Here is a 14179-nt window from a genome sequence, read left to right as displayed (position 1 = left end):
GTCGGGCCCGGCCCGGCGCCGATCGCGCAGTCGACGCCGTACCGCGCGAGGGCCCGCACCCGGATCACCGAGGCCAGCTCGACCGCGCCGCGCCCGAAGTAACGCTCGGCGCCGCGCAGATCGGCCAGCGCCCCGTCCGGCGGCAGCGCCTCCACGACCGGGGTGAACTCCTCCAGCAGCCCGAACAGTTCCGGCAGGGCCGCCTCGCGCGCCGGCGGCAGCTGGAAACGTACGCAGAGGATGGTCATCCCGCACTCCCCGGGCTCTGGTGCCACAACTTCCGTACCGACGCCGGCCCTCGCGCGGCGTCCTGGCCGGCCGGCCGCAGGTCGGCCCAGGGGTGCATCTCGTACCCCGTGGGCATGCGGATCGTCCGCCCCGCCACCGGGTCAGGGGCCGCGGAGCCGGCCGGCGCGGGCAGCCCCTCGGAACCGGCGAGCCGGGCCCGCAGCGGACCGCCGTCGTCCCCGGCCGGGGAGCCGTCGGCGCCGGACGGTGCGGCCAGCCGGGCCGCGACCCCGTCGAGTCCCTCCGTGCGCCGCACCTCCACCAGGTCGGCGAGGTTCCAGGCGGCGGAGCCCACCACGCTCAGGCTGCGCGGTCCGCGCCGCTGCACCACTCCGCGCACCAGCAGCAGCCAGGAGTGGAAGACGGTGTGGGCGCAGGCGTCGTGCGAGTCGTCGAAGAAGGCCAGGTCGACCAGTCCCGTGCCGTCGTCCAGGGTGGAGAAGATGACCCGCTTGCCCGAGCGGATCGGCGGCGTCTGGGTGGCCGCCTTGGCGCCCGCGACCAGCACGGTCTCGCCGTGCCGGGCCTCGCGCAGCCGGCGCGCGGAGACCACGCCCAGCTCCTTCAGGAACTCCCGGTGGTCGTCCATCAGATTGCGCGAGGCGTCCATGGACAGCACGCCCAGCTCGGCGCTGAGCCGCTCCGCCGAGGTCAGGTCCGGCAGTCCGGCCGGCGCGGTCTTCCGCCCGCCCGCCAACGGCAGCTGACCGCCACCACCGCCCCGGGCGCCCCGGTGCAGCTCGGTCAGGTGCAGTTGCAGGTCACGCCGGTTGGCGCCGAAGGCGTCCAACGCCCCCACCTGTGCGAGCCTTTGGGCGAGCGGCCGGCTCGGCCGGGCCCGCTCCCAGAAGTCCACCAGTGAGGAGTACGGCTGCCCGTCCGCGATCCGCTCCGCCTCGGCCTCGCTGATGCCGTGGACGTCGCAGAGGGCGAGCCGCAGCCCCCACACCGCCGGTGATTCAGACACCAGTTCGATCCTGTGTGCGACTCCGGAGACGTTCACGTCCAGCGGCAGGATCGGCACCCCGCGCCGCCGCGCGTCGGCCAGCAGCAGCCGCTTCGGGTACATCCCGGGGTCGTGCGTGAGCAGCCCGGCGTAGAAGGCGGCCGGGTGATGGGCCTTCAGCCACGCCGACTGGTAGGTGGGTACGGCGAAGGCGACGGCGTGCGCCTTGCAGAAGCCGTAGGACCCGAAGGCCTCCACGATCTCCCAGGTCCGCCCGATCGTCTCCGCGTCGTACCCCTTGGCCGCCGCCCGCTGGGCGAACCACACCCTGATCCGCCCCTGCGCCTGGGGGTCGGACAGCCCGCGCCGCACCCGGTCGGCCTCGCCGCGCCCGCAGCCGGTCATGATGGAGACGATGTCGATGATCTGCTCGTGGAAGACGACGACCCCGTACGTCCCCTTCAGCGGTTCCTCCAGGTCCGGGTGCGGGTAGCGCACCGGCGCCCGGCCGTGCCGCGCCTCGATGAACGGCCGCACCATGTCGGCGGCGACCGGGCCGGGCCGGAACAGCGAGATGTCGACGACCAGGTCGTGGAAGCCGGCGGGCTGGAGCCGCCCCACCAGGTCCCGCTGGCCGGGCGACTCGATCTGGAAGCACCCGAGGGTCTCGGCGGACCGGATCAGCCGGTACGTCTCCGGGTCCCCCGGCTCCACCGCGTCCAGGTCGATCCGCTCCCCGCTCACCCGCTCCACCTCGGCGACCGCGTGCGCCATCGCCGACTGCATCCGCACGCCCAGCACGTCCAGCTTGAGCAGCCCGAGGTCCTCCACGTCCTCCTTGTCGAACTGCGACATGGGCAGGCCCTCGCCGCTGGTCGGCACCACCGGCGTACGGGCGAGCAGGGAGGCGTCCGACAGCAGCACCCCGCACGGGTGCATGGCGACCCCGCGCGGCAGCGCGTCGAGCGCCTCGACCAGCTCCCACAGCCTGCCGTACTTCTCCCCTTCCCGCTGAAGCTCCCCCGCCAGCCGCTTCAGCTCGGGCAGTTCCTCCAGCGCGGCGCGGGCGTCGCGCGCCCGGATGTGCGGGAAGGACTTGGCGATCCGGTCGATCTCGGCCGGGTCCATGGACAGCGCGGCGCCCACGTCCCGGATCGCGTGCCGGACCCGGTAGGTCTCCGGCATGGAGACGGTGGCGACCCGCTCGGTGCCGAACCGGCCGATGATCGCCCGGTAGACCTCCAGCCGGCGCGCGGACTCCACGTCGATGTCGATGTCCGGCAGCACCACCCGCTCCTTGGACAGGAAGCGCTCCATCAGCAGCCCGTGCTCGACCGGGTCGGCGTGCGCGATGCCGAGCAGATGGTTGACGAGCGACCCGGCCCCGGAGCCGCGGGCGGCCACCCGGATCCCCATCCCCCGTACGTCGTCGACCACCTGGGCAACCGTCAGGAAGTAGGAGGCGAAGCCGTGGTGGGCGATGATGTCCAGCTCGTGGTGCATCCGCTCCCAGTACGCGCGCCGCCCGCCGTACCCGAGCCGCAGCATCCCCTCCGCCGCCCGCGAGGCGAGCGCCCGCTGCGCGGTGCGCCGGCCGGCGCCGACGAGGTGTGCCTCGGGGAAGTGGACGGTGCCGATGCCGAGGTCGCCCTCGGGGTCGACGCGGCACTCGGCGGCCGTCGCCAGGGTCTGCTCCAGCAGCCGGTGGGCGGTGTCCCGCCGGAACCCGGCGGCCTCCACGACCCGCTCGGCGACGCCCAGCATGGTCTGCGCGTCCTTCAGCCACGCCTCACCGGAGTCCAGCTCCCCCCGGGGGTCGATCGGCACCAGCCGCCGTGCGGCGTCCAGCACGTCGGCGACCGGCCCCGCCCCGGGATCGGCGTAGCGGACGGCGTTGCTGAGCACCGGCCGCACCCCCTGCTCGGCGGCGAACCCGACGGTGCGGGCCGCCAGCCGCAGGGAACCGGCCCCCGTACCGGTACGGCCGTGCCAGACGGCCTCCAGCCGCAGCGCGTCGCCGTAGATCTCGCGCCACGGCGCGAGCAGCTCGGCCGCCCGGTCGGGCCGCCCGGCGGCGAGCGCGCGCCCCACGTCCGACCCCGGCCCGAGCAGTACCACCAGTCCGTCGCCGTGGTGGCCGGCCCAGGGAAGCAGCGCAGTGCCCTCGCCCGCGTGCGCCGCCGTGACGAGCCGGCACAGACCGGCCCACCCGCGGGCGCCGTCCCGGGCGAGGAAGGTCACGCGGGGGGCCGACTCGTCCACGAAGGCGCCCCCGCGCACCGGCGTACGCCGCCGGTCCCGCCGTACGCCCTCGGCCGGTGCCACCGCGAGGTCCACCCCGAACAGCGGACGGACGCCCGCGCCGGCGCAGGCCTTGGCGAAGCGGACCGTCCCGGCGAGGGTGTCGCGATCGGTCAGGGCGAGGGCGTCCATCCCCCGCTCGGAGGCACGCTCGGCCAGCCGCTCCGGATGGGACGCCCCGTACCGCAGGGAGAACCCGGAGACGGTGCGCAGATGCGCGAAGCCCGGCACGCACACCTCCCGCACTCGTGAGCCCCGAACGGCTCTCGAACATCAGTTCCCAGTTTTCCCACCCCCACCATACCCCCATTCTCGAACGTATGTACGACACTCGTTCGAGCGTCTCTCACCTGCGCGAACACGCCAGGAAGCCCCCGTACGCCAGGTGCGTGCGGGGGCTTCCCGTGTCGTCCGTCAGCGGGGGCGAGCCGTCAGTAGACGTGCACCCCGTAGGCGCTCAGCGCCTCGGTGACCGGCTGGAAGAAGGTCGTGCCGCCGGAGGTGCAGTCGCCGCTGCCGCCCGAGGTCAGACCGTAGGCGGTGGTGCCGCCGTACAGCGGGCCGCCGGAGTCGCCGGGCTCGGCGCAGACCGTGGTCTGGATCAGGCCGGAGACGATGTCGCCGCCGCCGTAGTTGACCGTGGCGTTGAGCGCGGTGACGCGGCCGCTGTGCGTACCGGTCGTGGACCCGCGGCGGTAGACGGTCGTGCCCACGGAGGGCGTGGCCGCGCTGGTGATGTCCTGGCTGCCCACGGCACCGGACTTGGTCACCGAGCTGTTGGTGTAGCGCACGATGCCGTAGTCGTTGCCGGGGAAGCTGGAGCCGGCCGTGGTGCCGAGCGTGGTCGTGTGCGAGGAGTTCGACCACCAGGTGCCCGCGCCGTCGGTGCAGTGCCCGGCGGTCAGGAAGTAGTAGTTGCCGCTGGAGTCCTGGACGTTGAAGCCCAGCGAGCAGCGCCAGCTGCTCGCGTAGATGGCGTCGCCGCCGGAGATCAGCTTGTTGAACTTGCCCGGTGTGTGCTTGACGACGAGGGCGTCGGCGTTGGCGCCGGCCTGCTTCTTGATCTTGGCGATCTCGGCCTGGGACACCGTGCTGTCGACGGTGACCACGACGCGCCCGGACTTGCTGTCCACCGCCCAGGCCGTACCGGGGATGTCGGCCTGGCGGACGGAGTCGCTCGCCTTGGTGAGCTGGGTGGCGCTGAAGGTGTGGACGTCGCTGGCGTTCGCGGTGGGGGCGGCGAACGCGGCGGCGGCCAGGAAGCCGGTGGCCACGGCGGTCAGCCGGATCCGTCTCGCCGTACCGCCACGGGGAGTGGTGCGCCTGATCCTCACTTGTCGTTCCCTCCAAGGGAAGTCGGGGGCCCGCGTGGGGTCGGGGCCCGTGAGGCGCAGCCAGGGGCTCTCGACCGGATGCGAATATGCATGCCCCTGACAAGCGCTGAGGGGGAGTATTCGGCCGAACGGCCGGTCGGCACAAGGGTGCCTTTCGGCCGTCGGTCCTCCCGTCTCCCCCGTTCGGCTGACGCCGGCTACGCCGTCCCGGGCCGGCTCAGCTGCCGCTCCCCCGCCTCGATCGCCGCGTCCAGCGTGTTGCCGGGCGGCGGGAAGGGGCAGATGAAGTGGTCGGCGAAGGCGCAGGGCGGCAGCTGGGCACGGTTGAAGTCGACGGTCGTGCGCCCCTCGGCGTCCGGGGCCGGCGAGAAGAGGAAGCGGAACCGGAAGCTCGTGTCGCCGCTGGTGGCGTCGGCGAACACCGCCCACAGCAGCCCGTCCCCCTGCCGTGCGACCTTCAGCGTCCGCTCCTGTCCGGCCAGGGTGAAGGAGAGTTCCCCGGCGAGGTCGAAGCCGCGCTCGCGGCCGTCCGCGTTGCCGAGCCGTATGGTCCGCGTGCCGTCGTACGGCGTGAACCGCCCCGGCACCGACCAGCGGGGGTCGTAGGGCCCGGCCTCGATGCCCCGGAAGGCCTTGCGGGCGGCGGAGCCGGGGTCGTACACCCGCACCCCCCAGACGCCCTCTCGCACCAGCACCACCAGCCGCTTTCCGCCGAACGCGACCCGCGCCCGCGCCTCCGGACCGCGGTCGGCGGCCAGTCTGGTCTCGCCGGCGAAGGGCCGGTCGTCCACGGTCAGGCCGTCGGCCGCGGCGGCGGTGAGCACCACCCCGTCCTCGTCCGCCACCCAGGTCCCGGGAATGTCCGGAATTCGACCATCCGGATAGTCCTCGATCCAGTGCGTCGCGGTCAGCGCGAGCGGCCCGTAGGGCGCCGAGACCCTCTCCACGCGCTGCTCGTGCCACTGCTTCCAGGCGTCGGACGCGTCCGTCGTCATGCCAACGGTTCCTTTCATCGGTGATCAGTGTTCCTCCGCCGGAGGACCGGTGAGGACAGCCCGGGACGGAAGCGGCCGGGAACGACGAAGTCCAGCCGCCCGCGCACCCGTTGTGCCACGGCCCCCGCCCTCACAGCACCTTCGCCAGGAACGCCCGGGTCCGCTCCTCGCGCGGCGCGGACAGCACCTCGTCCGGCGTCCCCCGCTCCACGATCCGCCCGTCGGCCATGAACACCACCGTGTCGGCGACCTCCCGGGCGAACGCGATCTCGTGCGTGACCACGATCATGGTCGTCCCCTGAGCCGCCAGGTCCCGGATGACGTCCAGCACCTCCCCGACCAGCTCGGGATCGAGCGCCGACGTCGGCTCGTCGAACAGCAGCAGCTTCGGCTCCAGCGCGAGCGCCCGCGCGATGGCCACCCGCTGCTGCTGCCCGCCGGACAGCTGCCGCGGATAGGCGTCGGCCTTGTCCCCGAGCCCGACCCGCTCCAGCAGCCGGTGCGCGCTCTCCACCGCCGCCGTCCGGGGCCGCTTCAGCGCGGACACCGGCGCCTCGACGACGTTGTCCAGGACCGTGAGGTGCGGGAAGAGGTTGAAGTTCTGAAAGACGAACCCGATCCGGGTGCGCTGCCGGAGCACCTCGCGCTCGGGCAGCTCGTACAGCCTGTTTCCGGCGCGCCGGTATCCCAGCAGCGCGCCGTCCACGCTGATCTCGCCCCGGTCCACCTTCTCCAGATGGTTGATGGTGCGCAGCAGCGTGGACTTGCCGGAGCCGGAGGGTCCGAGCACGACGGTGACCTCACCGGCGCGCACCTGGAGGTCGATGCCCCGGAGCACGTCGAGCGAGCCGAAGCTCTTGTGCACCGACCTGATGTCGACCATGACACTCATCGGGCGAGTTCCTTTACGAGTGAGCCGCTGAGGAAGGCCAGCACCGCCCGGGCGGTCGCGTCGTTCTGACGGAAGGCCGGCCCGCCGGTGCGGGGACGGGTGAAGGCGCCGGGGGCGCGGGTGTCGGTGTACGGGCCGAGTGCGAAGCGCCGGGGGTGCGGGCGTCCGGCGCGGTCGAGGACGCGGCCGTCCGCGGGATCGACCCGGAGCAGCCCGTCGGGGGTCTCGGCGGCGCCGTCGGCGTGCAGTGCGCGCAGCAGGCTGTCGCGGGCGCGCCGGACGGTGGGCGCGGGCAGCCGGGCCTCCACCAGTGCCCGGGCCTCGACGGAGAAGTCCGGCACGGTGGGGCTGGTGGCGCGGAACACCCCGTCCTCGGCGGTGACGGCCATGTCCGCCCCGACGAACCGGAGCAGTCCGGCCCGGGACAGCGCGAGCATCTGCCGCAGCCGGGGCCCGGGCGGCCCGGACGCCAGGTAGCTGAAGAACCCGTGCCACCAGGACCCGATGTCCCCGAGCCGCACCAGCTGCCCGTAGACGGAGAGCAGCCCGAGGAAGACCGCGAGGTCGGGACTGTGCGCGGGATCGTGACGGCGCCGCAGGTCGTCCTCGATGTAGCTCCTCAGCCCCTCCTGGAAATCGTCGTGCGACGCGTACCGCACACCGTCCAGCGGGTGGTCGATCGCGGCGAGGTCCAGCCGGTCGCCCGGGTCCGGTACGGCGGCGGCGACGAGCGCCCGGATCTCGGCGGGGTCGCCGGCCGCCGCGTACTTCTCCTCGAAGTCGGTCCAGGCCATCGCCGTACGAGCGGGGTGGGCGGTGAAGAGCCGGTGGTAGTGCGCGAAGCCCAGCTCCTTCTCGACCAGGGGCCACACATCGCGCCGGAAGTCGAGGCCCGCGGGCCGGGCCAGCAGCTCCGCCACCTCGGCGGGTCCGAGGAAGCGGGGCAGCGGGGGCCGGTCACCGGTCCAGTCGTAGCCGATCTTCGAGTGGTACGGCACTCCGCGCCGTGAGCCGACGTACAGCACCGGTTCCCGCCCGGAGGGACGGTAGGTCTCGCCCTCGTACCGCCCGCCGCGCCCCTCGGTGAGCAGCACCATCAGGTCGACGAAGGCCAGCCCGAAGCCGCGGACGAGGACGGGCGCGCCGGGCGCCAGTGCGGACAGGTCGCTGTCGGCGGTGAAGTCGGGCGGCAGGTGCACCAGGCCGTGCTCGCGGGCGTACGCGGCCAGCTCCGCCTGTTCGGCGTCGAGTTCGCTGTCCAGGTGGCCCAGGGTGAGGATCACCAGGTCGGCCGGGAGCGGGTGCGGACGGCCCTCCAGCCACACCCGCTGGCGGCCCTCGCGGGGGCCGTCGACCCGGAGGGCGCGGTGGGGGTGGTGGTGGACGGTGACGTTGGGGGGCAGGTCGGCGACGGCCCGTTCGTACACCCAGCGCAGATAGCGGCCCTGGAGCTGCCGGTCCGGGAAGGTACGGCCGTCCAGCCGGGCCCATTCGTGCAGGGTCGGGCCCTCGCGCACCGGGCCGGCCATGGCCACCGTGTCGTCGGTGAACATGGTGACGTCCTCGGCCTGCGAGTTCATCCACAGCAGCGGCGACTGCGCCTGCCGCCAGATGCGCCCGCCACCGGGCGGGTGGGGGTCGACCAGGTGGATGTCGAGGCCCGGACCGGCGTACAGCTCGGGCGCGTTGGCGGCGAGGCGTTCGAGGAGGCCGGTCCCCCGCGGCCCGGCTCCGACGATGACCAGCTGCTGTCTCATCGGGCGTTCTCCGTGCCGCGTGCGTAGTGCTTCTCGACGAAGCTCTGGGCGACGCCCAGCAGGGAGGTGACGACGGCGTACCAGAGGGTGGCGACCATCAGCAGCGGGATCACCTGGTAGGTGCGGTGGTAGATCAACTGGGCGGAGAAGAGGAGGTCGTTGACGGCGATGACGCTGACGATCGAGGTGCCCTTGAGAGTGCCGATCAGCATGTTGCCGGCGGGCGGCACGATGGCGCGCATCGCCTGCGGCAGCACGATCCGCCGCCAGCGCCGCCACCGGCTCAGGCCGAGCGCCTGGGCCGCCTCGATCTGCCCGCGGTCGACGGACAGGATGCCGCCGCGGACGACCTCGGCGGCGTAGGCGGCCTCGTGCAGGGTGAGGCCGATGATCGCGACGGCGACCGGGGTGAGCAGGTCGACGGTCCTCACGCCGAACACCCGCGGGTACAGCGCCCCGATGTTGAACCACAGCAGCAGCTGGACCAGGATCGGGATGGACCGGAACAGCCACACGTATCCCCAGCTGACCGCCCGCAGCACGGGGTTGGCGGAGAGCCGGAACACCGCGAGCAGGGTGCCGAGGGCGAAGCCGAGGACCATCACGACCGCGGTCAGCCACAGCGTGAGCCACAGCCCGCGCAGGACGGAGTCCGAGGTGAAGTAGTCGCCGACCACGTCCCATTGGAACGCCTTGTTGCGGACGACGGAGGTGACGGCGAACCCGAGCAGCGCGAGGACGACGACGGCCGCCGCCCACTGGCCGTACCGGCGCTGCGGGACGATCCGCGGGGCGTCCGCGGGCTCGGGTGTGCCCGAGGCGGTGGGGATTTTGGCGAGGGTGTCGGATGACATGCGAAGGCTCCGTGACGCGCGTCGGCGAGGACGCGCTCGGTCGTCAGAACGGTGGTGCCTTCACACGGGGGCGCGCAGCGCGGCGCGGACACGGCCGAGCCCCTCAGCAGGGCCGTGCATCGAGAGTACGGGGGCGTCTCCGTCCGCTGTCAAGGGTGTCCGGACTGTGAGCAGTACATCTCAAGTCGGTTGACGCCGAACCGGATGCCTGTTCCACTTGGCCCATGCATCCACAGCAGTGGCTGGTCACCCGCTCCCACATCGACTTCGGTCGCGTGTGGTCCTCGTCCTGTTGAGCTGACCCCCTGCTCCCGCCTGCTCTCCGGGCGGGCCTCCTCGCGTTCTCTTGCCGATTCCCGGCCTGCTCCCCGCCTTCACACGCGCACCCCTCCCCTCGCGTTTCCGCACACCTTCCGCCTCAGGAGACCGCTACCGATGCGCACGCCCGCTTATCGCCCTTTCATCCCCTTTGTCGCCATCACCTCGGCAGCGCTGCTCCTCACCGCCTGCGGCTCCGGGTCCGGTGGCCCGGGCGGCACGGACGCCTCCGGGGTGGCGGCCAAGTCCGACGAGGTGCCCACCACGGACGTCGTCTCCGCCGTGCGGAAAGATGACGCCGCGGCGAGGCTGCTGCCCGCCGGCACCACGAGCCTCACCGTCGCGGTCAGCGTCGGCGGCACCCCGCCCGGCACCACCTACCTCGCCGACGGCACCACCCTGACCGGCCAGGACGTCGACTTCACCAAGGCGGTCGCCCGGGTGCTCGGCATCAAGCTGAAGGTCGAGCAGGCGAGCTTCGAGGCGATCCTGCCCGCCCTGGACAGCGGCAAGTACGACTTCGGCGCGAGCAACTTCGGCGTCACAAACGAGCGCCGCAAGACCATCGACTTCGTCACCTACGTCAACGACGGCCAGGGCTTCGCCACCCGCAAGGACAGCAAGCTCCCGAAGATCACCGACCTGAAGCAGCTGTGCGGCCTGAACGTCGCGACCGGCGCCGGCACGACGTTCGAGGCCACGCTGGAGGCCGGCAAGCACGTGTGCGCCGACGCGGGCAAGAAGGCGTACCGGGTGCAGACGTACGCCGAGTCGAGCGCGGTCTGGTCCTCGCTCCAGCAGGGCCGCAGCGACATCGTGATGTCCACGATCAACGGCCTGCGGTACGCGGTGGCGCACCAGCAGGGCCTGAAGTTCCTCAACGAGTACCACCGCCTGGACGTCGGCTTCGCCTTCAAGAAGGGCACGAAACTGGCGCCGGCGTTCCAGGCGGCGGTGAACAGGCTGCTGTCCGACGGCACCTACCGCAGAATCCTCGAGAAGTGGGGCACGACCGGTTCCGCGATCAAGGCCTCCCGCATCAACCCGCCGGAGCTGAAGGACTGACGCCTCCCGCTCACCGCGTTCCGCTGCCGGCGCTCGGAGACGAGCGCCGGCAGCGGGCTCAGCAACCGTCGCACGGGCAGCAGCAGTCGCAGTCGTCGCAGCCGCCGGGGCAGGAGCAGTCGCAGGACCGGCAGCAGCCGCTGCGCTTCTTGCGGGACCACGGTCCCTCGTACGTGTCGGCGCAGCACATCTTGCAGGTGCAGCACAGCGCGAAGAACATCCCGCAGCCCGCCCAGAAGCCGCGGCGGCCCTTGACCGGCTCGGGCGGCGGCCCGAATCCGCCCCCGAAGCCACCACCGAGGCCGCCGCCCCCGCCCGGAGAACCGCCGCCGGCATACGGGTTGCCCGGCAGGGGAGCGCCGGTGCCGTACGGCTGTTGCGGCACCGCGGCACCGTACGGCCCCGGCCCCCCGTGCCGATCGGCCGCGCACACCGGCGCCGCGCCGAACGCCCGGTCCACCGAGCGGCGCAGCTCGTGGGCGAGGAGGAGGTGGACGAGCCGGCCGTCGCGGAACTCGGCCTCCCGGAGGGCGAGCCGGATGCCGTGCAGGGCGTCCTCGGCGAGCCGGCGCGCCTCGGCGAGGGGCGTGCCGGTGGCGGCCAGCGGGTTCCAGGCACCCGACAGGGCGTCAGCCCGCCGGTCCTCCACGGCGTCCAGCAGATGCGCGAGCCGGCCGAAGAGCCGGCCGGCCTCGGCCAGGGGCCCGGCGTTGTCCGGCCGCCCGGCCAGCACCGCGGTGTGCGCGAAGGCCGCGGCGGTCGCGGTCTCGGTCGGCTCGGTGACCGTCAGGACGGCGGTGCCGGGACCGGCCAGGGACTCGACGCCGGGCTGGCGCTCGACGGCGTCGACGAGGACGGCGGTGTCGAACCCGACGGCAGCCCCTCCCCGCTCCCCGGCCCGGCCCCAGGTCGCGGCGATCCGGCGCGCGGCGGCGGCGACCGGCGCGCGGGCCAGCAGTCCGTCCCGGTCGGCGACGTGGTCGCGCATCTTCGCGGAGGCGAGCACGAGGGAGACGGCGGCGGCGAGCCGGGCGCCGTCACCCTGTGCGACGGACGCGGTCCGCATGCCGCGCAGCGCGCACGGCCCGGCCGCCCGGCGGGTGCCGCTCAGGGGGCCGGTCTGAGCCTCTGTCAGAACCGAGAGGAGAAGGCCGTCATAATTCGTCACGATCCGTGCGAACTGACCGTGGTCGCGGCGCAGGGCCAGGCACAGCCCGCACAAGTGCGCCATCCAGTCGGCCTGGAACCGCTCCCCGAGCCGGTGGACGCAAGGCTTGACGATTCCGAACACGACATCCCCCGTACCGTGATACGACGTTGGCGTTCACCCGTACGCACCGTGCATCACCCGTCCGCCGCAGACAATCATATTTCACTCTCAGTCAGCAGCCGTATGAGTCTCGCCCCTTGGGGCACAAGGACTCTCGACGGATCCGCTGTGCACCAGTACCGTCACAAACCCCCCGCGCGGCGTCTATCCACTTGGCGAGGCGTCCGCATCATGGATGACCATAGGGATGCGGAAAGCAAGAGAGACCGCTGTGAGAGGAGGCGTCCATGGGATCGGTACGCAAGGCGAGTGCGTGGCTCGGCCTCGTCGACGACAACGATGACGAGCGCTACTACGACGACGACTACTCCGAGGGCACCGAGTCCGGGGACGCCTGGGTCACCGACCCCCGGGTGAAGGTGGCCACGGACACGGCCGAGGAGAAGGGCCGCCGGATCGGCACGGTGACCCCGGACAGCTTCCGGGACGCCCGGGCCATCGGCGAGCTGTTCCGGGACGGCGTCCCGGTCATCATGAACCTCACCAACATGGAGCCCGGCGACGCCAAGCGGGTCGTGGACTTCGCGGCGGGGCTCATCTTCGGTCTGCGCGGCTCGATCGACCGCGTCTCGAACCGGGTGTTCCTGCTCACGCCGGCCGACACGGAGATCATCAGCGGCGAGGCGTCCGCCCACCGCTCGGACGGCTTCTTCAACCAGAGCTGAGGCAGGGCCGCCGCACCGGCCCCGCCTCCCCACCGGGACTCACCGGAAGGCGTCGAGCCCGGTGAGCGCCTTGCCCAGCACGAGCTGGTGCATCTCGACGGTGCCCTCGTAGGTGAGCACCGACTCCAGGTTGGTCGCGTGCCGCATCACCGGGTACTCCAGGGAGATCCCGTTGGCACCGAGGATCGTCCGCGCCGTACGGCAGATCTCGATGGCCTCGCGGACGTTGTTCAGCTTGCCGAAGCTGACCTGCTCGGGACGCAGCCGGCCGGCGTCCATCCGCCGCCCCAGATGGTGGGCGAGCAGAATCCCCTTGTGCAGTTCCACCGCCATGTCGGCGAGCTTGGCCTGGGTGAGCTGGAAGCCGCCGATGGGCCGCCCGAACTGCTCCCGTGACCGGGCGTAGTCGAGGGCCGCCTGGAAACTGCTGCGGGCGGCGCCCATCGCGCCCCAGACGATGCCGTACCGGGCATGCGACAGACAGCTGAGCGGTCCGCGCAGTCCGGTGACCTCCGGCAGCACGGCCGTGGCGGGCAGGCGTACGTCGTCCAGGACGAGTTCGCTGGTGACGGAGGCCCGCAGGGACCACTTGTGCTTGATCTCCGGTGCGGAGAAGCCGGGGCTGTCGGTGGGGACGACGAAGCCGCGGACGCCCTCCTCGGTCCGCGCCCAGACGACGGCCACCCCGGCGACGGAGCCGTTGGTGATCCACATCTTGCGGCCGTTGAGGACCCAGTCGTCGCCGTCCCGCTTGGCGTGGGTGCGCATCGAGGCGGGGTCGGAGCCGTGGTCGGGCTCGGTCAGCCCGAAGCAGCCGATCACCTCGCCGGCCGCCATGCGGGGCAGCCACTGCTGCTTCTGCTCCTCGCTGCCGAACCGGTGGATGGCGTACATCGCGAGGGAGCCCTGTACGGAGACCAGCGACCGGATGCCCGAGTCGGCCGCCTCCAGTTCGAGGCAGGCCAGGCCGTACTGGACGGCGCTCGCGCCCGCGCAGCCGTAGCCGGTCAGGGACATGCCGAGGGCGCCGATCGAGCCGAGTTCGCGGGCGAGGTCCCGGATGCCGGGCAGTTCGCCCTTCTCGTACCAGTCGGCGACGTACGGCAGCACACGGTCGGCCGCCCACGCGCGGACGGTGTCCCGGACGGCCAGGTCCTCCGGCTCCAGCAGGTCGTCGATCCCGAGCGGGTCGGCGGCATCGAACGGGGGCAGCTTCGCGGACGCGGACATGGAACACCCTCCGGAACACGGGACGTCACACGGACGTCGTCAAAACTAGCAGCGCTAGTTACGGCTCTCCGGCCGACGTTACGGGGCAGTGTCCCGCACGTCCAGAGGAGGATGCTCTTATGGATGTCAAGCAGCGGTTGTGAGGTGAGTCGGGGCCGCTGCGGTGGCGTTCGTGGTGGTCAGGACGTGGTAGATCTCGCGGGC

The 14179-nt window shown here is 72.5% G+C and carries 10 protein-coding genes and 1 pseudogene; 2 read left to right on the top strand and 9 right to left on the bottom strand.

What is annotated here, in order from left to right:
- The 7 genes and pseudogenes from ABZV94_RS35420 to ABZV94_RS35390 form a co-directional block, all read right to left on the bottom strand.
- A pseudogene (locus ABZV94_RS35420) lies at positions 1 to 248 on the bottom strand (hypothetical protein); the annotation flags it as partial.
- Positions 245 to 3766, bottom strand: a complete 3522-nt coding sequence (locus ABZV94_RS35415) for a DNA polymerase III subunit alpha (RefSeq protein ID WP_356347959.1) — start codon at positions 3764 to 3766, stop codon at positions 245 to 247. The gene ABZV94_RS35415 and the pseudogene ABZV94_RS35420, both read right to left, overlap by 4 nt.
- Positions 3767 to 3966: 200 nt before the next feature.
- The gene (locus tag ABZV94_RS35410; protein ID WP_356347958.1) at positions 3967 to 4869 is read right to left on the bottom strand and encodes a S1 family peptidase; all 903 of its coding nucleotides are present in this window, start codon (positions 4867 to 4869) and stop codon (positions 3967 to 3969) included.
- Positions 4870 to 5066: 197 nt separating this feature from the next.
- Positions 5067 to 5864, bottom strand: coding sequence for a DUF1684 domain-containing protein (locus ABZV94_RS35405; RefSeq protein ID WP_356347955.1), 798 nt, complete (start codon positions 5862 to 5864; stop codon positions 5067 to 5069).
- A 130-nt stretch (positions 5865 to 5994) separates the two neighbouring features.
- Complete coding sequence (locus tag ABZV94_RS35400) at positions 5995 to 6756, bottom strand: amino acid ABC transporter ATP-binding protein (RefSeq protein WP_356347953.1); 762 nt, start codon at positions 6754 to 6756, stop codon at positions 5995 to 5997.
- A complete protein-coding gene (locus ABZV94_RS35395; RefSeq protein ID WP_356347951.1) occupies positions 6753 to 8513 on the bottom strand; it encodes an FAD/NAD(P)-binding protein in 1761 nt (586 codons plus the stop codon). The genes ABZV94_RS35400 and ABZV94_RS35395 overlap by 4 nt, the downstream gene beginning before the upstream one ends.
- Entirely contained in the window at positions 8510 to 9367 is an 858-nt protein-coding gene (locus ABZV94_RS35390) for an amino acid ABC transporter permease (protein ID WP_356347949.1), read from the bottom strand. Before ABZV94_RS35390 ends, ABZV94_RS35395 begins: the two co-directional genes overlap by 4 nt.
- A 435-nt stretch (positions 9368 to 9802) precedes the next feature.
- Between ABZV94_RS35390 and ABZV94_RS35385 the strand changes: the two genes are divergently transcribed.
- Positions 9803 to 10750 carry an ABC transporter substrate-binding protein gene (locus ABZV94_RS35385; protein WP_356347947.1) on the top strand — a complete coding sequence of 316 codons (948 nt, stop codon included), beginning with the start codon at positions 9803 to 9805 and terminating at the stop codon, positions 10748 to 10750.
- A gap of 58 nt (positions 10751 to 10808) precedes the next feature.
- On the opposite strand, the gene ABZV94_RS35380 is transcribed toward ABZV94_RS35385, so the two are convergent.
- On the bottom strand, positions 10809 to 12041 hold the full coding sequence (locus ABZV94_RS35380; RefSeq protein WP_356347945.1) for a DUF5685 family protein: 1233 nt from the start codon (positions 12039 to 12041) through the stop codon (positions 10809 to 10811).
- A 266-nt stretch (positions 12042 to 12307) separates the two neighbouring features.
- Between ABZV94_RS35380 and ABZV94_RS35375 the strand changes: the two genes are divergently transcribed.
- On the top strand, positions 12308 to 12745 hold the full coding sequence (locus ABZV94_RS35375) for a cell division protein SepF (protein ID WP_059248508.1): 438 nt from the start codon (positions 12308 to 12310) through the stop codon (positions 12743 to 12745).
- A gap of 39 nt (positions 12746 to 12784) precedes the next feature.
- Here ABZV94_RS35375 and ABZV94_RS35370 read toward each other — a convergent pair whose 3' ends face one another.
- Positions 12785 to 13975 carry an acyl-CoA dehydrogenase family protein gene (locus tag ABZV94_RS35370; protein WP_356347942.1) on the bottom strand — a complete coding sequence of 397 codons (1191 nt, stop codon included), beginning with the start codon at positions 13973 to 13975 and terminating at the stop codon, positions 12785 to 12787.
- Between the last annotated feature and the right edge of the window lie 204 nt (positions 13976 to 14179).

Origin of the sequence: Streptomyces sp. NPDC004658 (genome assembly GCF_040609555.1) — a bacterium.
Lineage (GTDB): Bacteria > Actinomycetota > Actinomycetes > Streptomycetales > Streptomycetaceae > Streptomyces.
Note: the sequence above shows the minus strand (reverse complement) of the source record. Positions and strands in the feature narration are given on the sequence as shown.